Raw genomic sequence first — 6,637 nt, 5'->3', positions numbered from 1 at the left:
CAATGGATCGACCGGTTCCATGACCGTAACGGGCTGAAGTACATCGTTCTGGACATGGACAGCTCGGTCAGCCCGACCCATGGCGACCAGGAAGGGTCCGCCTGGAATGGCCATTTCGACTGTAGCTGCTATCACCCCAACTTTCTGTTCAACCAGTTCGGGATGCTGGAACGCTGCGCCCTGCGCCATGGCAACGTCCACAGCGCCGATGGCTGGCGTGATGTTCTCGACCCCGTCATTGCGCGCTACGCGGAGCGCGACCTTGGTGGCAGGTTCTTCCGGGCCGATGCTGCCTACGCGATCCCGGCGATCTATGAGCGATTGGAAGAAGCGCGGTTCTTCTACGCCATCCGGCTGCCCGCAAACGCGGTCCTCAAGGACAAGATCGCGCATCGGCTAACGCGCCCTGTCGGGCGGCCGTCACTGACCAAGGTCAAGCGGTTCTTCGAGGAATTCGAGTATCAGGCGGCGTCCTGGGACAAGGAACGCCGGGTGATCGCCAAGATCGAATGGCATCCGGGCGAACTGTTCCCGCGTGTCGGCTTCATCGTCACCAACCTGCCGATGGAGCCGGACTGGGTGGTGCGGTTCTACAACCAGCGCGGCACCGCCGAGCAGCACATCAAAGAGGGCAAATACGCCTTTCGCTGGACGCGGCTGTCGTGCCGGAAGTTCCGCGACAATGAGGTGCGGCTGCAACTGCACGCCCTGGCGTACAACCTGGCCACCTTCTTGCGCTGCATCGAGCTGCCCGAGGCCATGGCCGACTGGTCGTTGACCAGCCTGCAACTGAAGCTGATCAAGATCGGGGCACGTGTGGTCCGTCACGCCCGCACCATCACCTTCCAGCTGGCCGAGGTCGCTGTCACCGGCACGATGGTACGCGCCATCCTCGCCGCTATCCGCCGATTGCGAGCGCCACCGCTATGCGCATGATCGCGATCCACGCTCAAACTGAACGAAAGCGGCTGGACAGATCTGTCCGCTGCGCTGAAAAACGCCGCCCCTGGGCAAGGAAACAGCGGCTTCGCGGTCTGATCCGTCCAGATCCAGCAGTCTGCGCGACCGCAGGTGCCGCTTGCGGCAGAAAATCCTTGTCTAGCGCTCGGATACAGGCGATCTTCACCTCAAACGACACGCCACTTGGGGAATGCAGGATGAAGTGGGCGACGACCGATGCGATGTCGTGGCGGCGGATCGGGCTGGCAGGCTCGGTCTTTCTCGCCACCCTCGCGCTGTTCGGTGGGCTCGCTTATCATTTCGCGATCGTTGCGATGTGGATGCCGCTGGTCAATTCGGTCGCGTTGATTGCCACGACCCCCTCGGCTCCCTCGGCGCGGCCCTGGCCGATCATGGCGGGGCATGCCGCGACCGCGTTCGTCGGTTCGCTGGCCGGCTGGATGTTCGGCGCTTCGGTGCTGGTCGCGATCATCGCCGCCACGCTCGGCCTGCTGCTGATGATGGCGGCCCGTGCGGTCCATCCGCCCGCGGCGGCGACGGGGCTCGTCTTCACGCTGCATCCGGTGCCCCCGCATGTCGCGGTGCCGCTGCTGATGCTGGGCGCCGGTGCGGTGACGCTGATCGGCATGGCGCTGCGCCGCTGGGATCGCCCGTCCGCATGACCCCCGGATTGGGCATCGCCTGAATTTCGGCTAGGAGCCGGCGGATCGGGATTAGAACGGAATTTCGTCCTCCAGCTCGTTGACGGGAACCGCTGCCCCTTGGAAGTAGTCGGCCGCGCTAGGGGCAGGGGTGAAATCTTCCGGCGCGGTGTCGGCCTTGGGTTCGATGCTGCGGCGGTTCAATACGATCAAGTCACCGACATAGGGGCGGACAACGATCTCGGTCACATACTTCTTTTGCCCGTCATGCTCCCACATCCGCGTTTCAAGCTTGCCCTCAACGATAACGGGCGTTCCCGTCGTAACCTGCTCCTCGATCCGCTTGACGAGAACGGGCGTAATAGTCGAACTTCCACATGACCGAGAGGGCAGGGCGCGTGCTGTCGTCGGTCCAGCGAGTATGCCATTGGCCGATCACGTCGCGATAAAGGAAACCGGCGTCATGCTCGCCGTGAGGATCGTTATCGGGTGTGAAATCCTCAAAGCCCTCGATCATCTTGAGAATGTCGGATTCGACCAGTCTGGTCGGCGCGGCGGGATTGCCCAGCACATGGCCGCCGATCGGCGACACGGTGACGTGGCTGGTCCACTTCGCGGCCGGAGCGGCGGCAAGCGCGGCGGGCAGGGCCGCGAGGACAAGGGGCAGGAGAAGCTTTCTCATATGCCGGTTCCATATAGCGCGCCTCCTGAACGGAAGCGGAAAGGCGATGTCAGCTGATCTTGGGCAAGCCGCTGGAATTGGCAAGCCCCTGCGCCAGCGATTCCAGCACCGTGCGCAATTCGGGATCGCCGATGTCGCGCAGCGATTCGCCCAGTTCCACCGGCACCGGCTTCAGGTTGCGGGGCAGCGGGCGGCGTTCGCTGGGGGTGGCGCGCACCTCGCCCTGCCGCATCGCGATCCTGGTCACCGCCGCATAGCCGAAGAATCGGTTCACCCGTTCGATGATGTCCGGCAGCACATGCTGGATCATCGGCGCATGGCCGCTCATGACCGTCAGTTGCAGCGTGCCGCCCGCTTTCTTGCCCACCGGGAAGCGGATCGATTCAGGTGCGGAGATGGCGGCATAATGCGCGCCGACGATTTCGGGCCAGCGGGTGACGACGCTGGACTGGACGAAGCCGAACTTGCGGAAAGCCGCCGCGCCGATCTGCGGCATCAGGTCGGCAATCTGCCGGGGACCGCCCACGCGCGGGCGCTCGGCCGCCGCGGCGTCGCGTATTTTCATTTTCGGCGTTGCAGGGCGTTCCGTCATCGCCCGCTTAATGGCATAGCGCCGCCATGCGCGTCGAGGGGACTCACACAAAAATCGCCAGTGACCTGCTGGCCCATTATGACGTCCACGCCCGCCGCCTTCCCTGGCGCGCGCCGCCGGGCAGCAACGCCGCCGATCCCTATCGCGTGTGGCTGTCGGAAGTGATGCTGCAACAGACCACGGTCGCGGCCGTCATCCCCTATTTCCACGCCTTCACCGATCGCTGGCCCACCGTGGACGCGCTTGCCGGGGCGCAGGATGCCGATGTCATGGCGGCATGGGCGGGGCTGGGCTACTATGCCCGCGCCCGCAATCTGCTCGCCTGCGCCCGCGCTGTCGCGGGGGATCTTGGCGGCGCGTTTCCCGCGTCGGAGGAGCGGCTGCGCGCGCTGCCGGGGATCGGGGACTATACCGCCGCCGCCGTCGCCGCCATCGCCTTTGGCCAAAGGGCCGTGGTGGTGGACGCCAATGTCGAACGGGTGGTGGCGCGCCTTTTCGCCATCGAAACCCCTCTGCCCGCCGCCCGGCCGGAAATTCGCGCGGCGGCGGATCGCATCACGCCCGACAGCCGCGCGGGCGACTTCGCGCAGGCGATGATGGATCTGGGCGCGACCATCTGCACGCCGCGCAACCCCGCCTGCGGCATCTGTCCGCTCAGGGACGATTGCGCCGCCTTCCGCACCGCTGACCCCGCCGCCTTTCCCGTCAGGCTGGCGAAGAAGGCGAAGCCGCACCGCACCGGCCATGGCTGGTGGATGGAGCGGGCGGACGGTCATGTCTGGCTGGTCCGCCGTCCCGGCAAGGGTTTGCTGGGCGGGATGCGCGCTCTGCCCTCGTCCGACTGGAGCGCCGCGCCCGATCCGGCCCCGCCGCTGGAGGCGCGGTGGACGACGCTCGCCGATCCGGTGGCGCATGTCTTCACTCATTTCTCGCTCAGCCTGACCATCCATGTCGCGCATCTGCCGCCGGACGTCACGCCGCCGGGGGAGGGTGAATGGTGGCCGCTGGAGCGGCTGGAGGAGGCGGGGTTCCCTACCCTGTTCCGCCGTGCGGCGCAGGCCGCGATGAAGGAGAGCAGATATCATGCATGACCCCGGCGCGCTCACCCGCGAACAGCTCGGCTTTGTGGGAGGAAGGCTCGACCGGGTCGATCATATCCGCACCCGGCCGGATCTCGCCGCCCAGACCTTCGCCCTGCCGGAGACGCGCATCGTCGCGCTGGACGGGCTCGATCCCGTCACCGCTGACGGGCATCTGGTGATGGAGGCCGCCGCGCCCGGCGCGCGGGCGGAGGATCATGTGCTGCTGGGCCTGGACGACCTCCAGCGCCCCATCTTCGCCCGTCTGGCGGAGCGGGTGGAAGGCGGCTTCTTCCCCACGGAGCGCAGCCGCGCCATCGCCACCGAACTGCCCGCGCATGAGATCGCGCTGTACGGCACGGCGCGCAGCCTGGTCCACTGGCACGCCCGGCACCGCTTCTGCTCGGTCTGCGGATCGCCGACGCAAGCCGAAAAGGCGGGCTGGTCGCGGCGCTGCGATGCATGCAGTTCGGAACATTTTCCCCGCGTCGATCCCGTCGCCATCATGCTCGCCGAACATGACGGGCGGGTGCTGCTGGGGCGGCAGCATCGCTGGCCCGAACGCTTCTATTCCGCGCTCGCCGGCTTCATCGAGCCGGGCGAGACGATCGAGGAAGCGGTCGCGCGGGAAATCAAGGAGGAAGCGGGCGTCACCGTCCATTCCGTCCGCTATGTCATGAGCCAGCCCTGGCCCTTTCCCTCTTCGCTGATGGTCGCCTGCATCGGCGTCGCCGGTGACGACGCGCTGACGCTGGACGAGACGGAGATAGAGCATGCCTTCTGGTGCGATGCGGACGGCGTGCGCGCGGCGCTGGCCAACGAACCCGGCGCGCCCTTCATCGCGCCGCCGCCCATGGCGGTCGCCCGGCATCTTCTGAAACACTGGCTCGACGGGCAGCTTGTCCCGCCCGGACCAAGCGCGTAAGGCCCTTGAGCCTCACACGCCATAGCAGGATTATCGTTCGCCCATGCTCAGCCTCGAAGAAGCCCAGTCGCGCGCTCAGGATCTGGTGACGGCGGCTCGCAGGGCGGGGGCGGACGCCGCCGATGCCGTCTATGCGGGCAACGCGTCGACCACGGTCGCGGTCCGCCTTGGCGCGCTGGAGGATGTGGAACGGTCGGAGGGGGAGGAAATCGGCCTCCGCCTGTTTGTCGGGCAGCGGTCTGCCAGCATTTCCGCGTCGGACATGAATCCCAAGACGCTTGCCACGCTGGTCGAACGCTGCATCGCCATGGCGCGCGAGGCGCCCGAAGACCCCTATGCCGGGCTCGCGCCGGAGGACCGCCTGCTGCGCGAAGCGCCCGCTGATCTCGACCTAATCGACCCATCGGAGCCCGCGCCCGCCATGCTGCGCGAACGCGCACTGGCTGTCGAGGAAGCCGCGCGGGCGGTGCCGGGCGTCACCAACAGCGAAGGCGGCGGCGCGTCCAACGGCCGCAGCCAGATGGCGCTCGTCACCAGCCACGGCTTTGCCGGATCCTATGCGGGCACCAGCCATTCCACCTGGGCGAGCGTGCTTGCGGGGACCGGCGCTGGCATGCAGCGCGACCATGCCAGCCACAGCGCCCGCTATCTGGAGGATCTGGAGGACGCGTCCGCCATCGGCGCCCGCGCGGGGGAGCGGGCGGTCGCTGCGCTCAACCCCGTCAAGGCTGGCAGCAGCGTCATGCCGGTCGTCTTCGATCCGCGCATCGGCTCCAGCCTGATCGGCCATCTGATCGGCGGCATTGTGGGCCCCGCGATCACGCGGCGGTCCAGCTTCCTGCTCGATTCGCTTGGGCAGGCGCTATTTGATAGTTCAATCACTATTATCGATGACCCCCTGCGGCCGCGCGGCCTGCGTTCGCGGCCCTTCGACGGCGAAGGCCTGCCCGTCGCGCGCCGGGCGTTGATCGAACGGGGCGTGCTGACCGGATGGCTGCTCGACAGCGCGTCGGCCCGCCAGCTTGGGCTTGCGCCGACCGGGCATGCGGGCCGGGGCGGCGGCGGGCCGGGCGTCACCAATGTCCATATGGAGCCCGGCAGCGTCACGCCCGCCGAACTGATGGCGGACATCAAGCGCGGCCTTTATGTCACCAGCCTGATCGGCATGGGCGTCAACGGCGTCACCGGCGACTATAGCCGGGGCGCGGTGGGCTTCCTGATCGAGGATGGCGCGATCGGCGGAGCGGTTTCGGAAATCACCATCGCAGGCAATCTCAAGGAGATGTTCCGCGCGATGACGGCCGCGAACGACCTCAGCTTCCGCCATGCCATGAACGTTCCCACATTGCGCGTCGACGGGATGACCATTGCCGGAGGCTGATATCGACCTGCGCGCCGTTGCCGGGGCGGTTTCGGACGCTGCGGACCGCGCACTGGCCCTGTGGGCGGGCGGCCAGACATTGGTCCGTCAATGGGAAAAGCTGCCCGGCCACCCCGTTTGCGAGGCGGACCTTGAAATAGACGATATGCTGCGCCGTAGCCTGAGCGCGATCGATCCGTCCGCCGGATGGCTTTCGGAAGAGACGGCCGACACGGTCCACCGGCTTGGCCTTTCGCGCGTGTGGGTGGTCGATCCGATCGACGGCACGCGCGACTATCTGCGCGGGCGCACTGGCTGGGCGGTATCCGTTGCGCTGGTCGAACATGGGGCGGTGCGGATCGGCATCCTCGCCGCGCCCGCCCGCAATCAGCTATGGC

Annotated in this window: 9 protein-coding genes; 6 read left to right on the top strand and 3 right to left on the bottom strand. The window is 67.2% G+C overall.

Annotated features, from left to right (window positions below; translation table 11 throughout):
• Positions 1-936 (top strand): IS1380-like element IS1247 family transposase (locus L288_RS39715; protein ID WP_021238855.1); only part of this gene is annotated, 936 nt, incomplete at its 5' end.
• Positions 937-1,157: 221 nt separating this feature from the next.
• Positions 1,158-1,622 carry an HPP family protein gene (locus L288_RS39710; protein WP_020817765.1) on the top strand — a complete coding sequence of 155 codons (465 nt, stop codon included), beginning with the start codon at positions 1,158-1,160 and terminating at the stop codon, positions 1,620-1,622.
• Between the two features lie 51 nt (positions 1,623-1,673).
• Here the strand turns inward: L288_RS39710 and L288_RS44025 are convergent, their stop codons facing one another.
• The 3 genes from L288_RS44025 to L288_RS39700 are packed head-to-tail and all read right to left on the bottom strand — an operon-like array spanning position 1,674 to position 2,875.
• Complete coding sequence (locus L288_RS44025) at positions 1,674-1,850, bottom strand: hypothetical protein (protein WP_161625684.1); 177 nt, start codon at positions 1,848-1,850, stop codon at positions 1,674-1,676.
• A 49-nt stretch (positions 1,851-1,899) separates the two neighbouring features.
• Positions 1,900-2,283: a DUF3768 domain-containing protein gene (locus L288_RS44295; protein ID WP_021239747.1), complete on the bottom strand. Its 384-nt coding sequence runs from the start codon at positions 2,281-2,283 to the stop codon at positions 1,900-1,902.
• Between the two features lie 49 nt (positions 2,284-2,332).
• Positions 2,333-2,875 (bottom strand): DUF721 domain-containing protein, encoded by a 543-nt coding sequence (locus tag L288_RS39700; protein ID WP_031304890.1) that lies wholly within the window; start codon positions 2,873-2,875, stop codon positions 2,333-2,335.
• Positions 2,876-2,901: 26 nt separating this feature from the next.
• On the opposite strand from L288_RS39700, the gene mutY reads away from it, so the two are divergent.
• The 4 genes from mutY to L288_RS39680 all read left to right on the top strand — a co-directional run.
• The gene (gene mutY, locus L288_RS39695) at positions 2,902-3,966 is read left to right on the top strand and encodes an A/G-specific adenine glycosylase (RefSeq protein ID WP_021239745.1); all 1,065 of its coding nucleotides are present in this window, start codon (positions 2,902-2,904) and stop codon (positions 3,964-3,966) included.
• The gene (gene nudC / locus L288_RS39690) at positions 3,959-4,879 is read left to right on the top strand and encodes an NAD(+) diphosphatase (RefSeq protein WP_021239744.1); all 921 of its coding nucleotides are present in this window, start codon (positions 3,959-3,961) and stop codon (positions 4,877-4,879) included. Before mutY ends, nudC begins: the two co-directional genes overlap by 8 nt.
• 43 nt (positions 4,880-4,922) lie before the next feature.
• Complete coding sequence (locus tag L288_RS39685) at positions 4,923-6,260, top strand: TldD/PmbA family protein (protein ID WP_021239743.1); 1,338 nt, start codon at positions 4,923-4,925, stop codon at positions 6,258-6,260.
• Positions 6,247-6,637 (top strand): inositol monophosphatase family protein (locus L288_RS39680; protein WP_021239742.1); only part of this gene is annotated, 391 nt, incomplete at its 3' end. The genes L288_RS39685 and L288_RS39680, both read left to right, overlap by 14 nt.

Origin of the sequence: Sphingobium quisquiliarum P25 (assembly GCF_000445065.1) — a bacterium.
GTDB classification, from domain to species: Bacteria; Pseudomonadota; Alphaproteobacteria; order Sphingomonadales; family Sphingomonadaceae; genus Sphingobium; species Sphingobium quisquiliarum.
This window is presented reverse-complemented; position numbering and strand designations above follow the sequence as displayed.

Excerpts from the sequence above, each read along its gene's own strand:
- L288_RS39710 (WP_020817765.1), top strand. The coding sequence starts at position 1,158 with ATGAAGTGGGCGACGACCGATGCGATGTCGTGGCGGCGGATCGGGCTG.
- L288_RS44295 (WP_021239747.1), bottom strand. The coding sequence starts at position 2,283 with ATGAGAAAGCTTCTCCTGCCCCTTGTCCTCGCGGCCCTGCCCGCCGCG.
- L288_RS39700 (WP_031304890.1), bottom strand. The coding sequence starts at position 2,875 with ATGACGGAACGCCCTGCAACGCCGAAAATGAAAATACGCGACGCCGCG.
- mutY (WP_021239745.1), top strand. The coding sequence starts at position 2,902 with ATGCGCGTCGAGGGGACTCACACAAAAATCGCCAGTGACCTGCTGGCC.
- nudC (WP_021239744.1), top strand. The coding sequence starts at position 3,959 with ATGCATGACCCCGGCGCGCTCACCCGCGAACAGCTCGGCTTTGTGGGA.
- L288_RS39685 (WP_021239743.1), top strand. The coding sequence starts at position 4,923 with ATGCTCAGCCTCGAAGAAGCCCAGTCGCGCGCTCAGGATCTGGTGACG.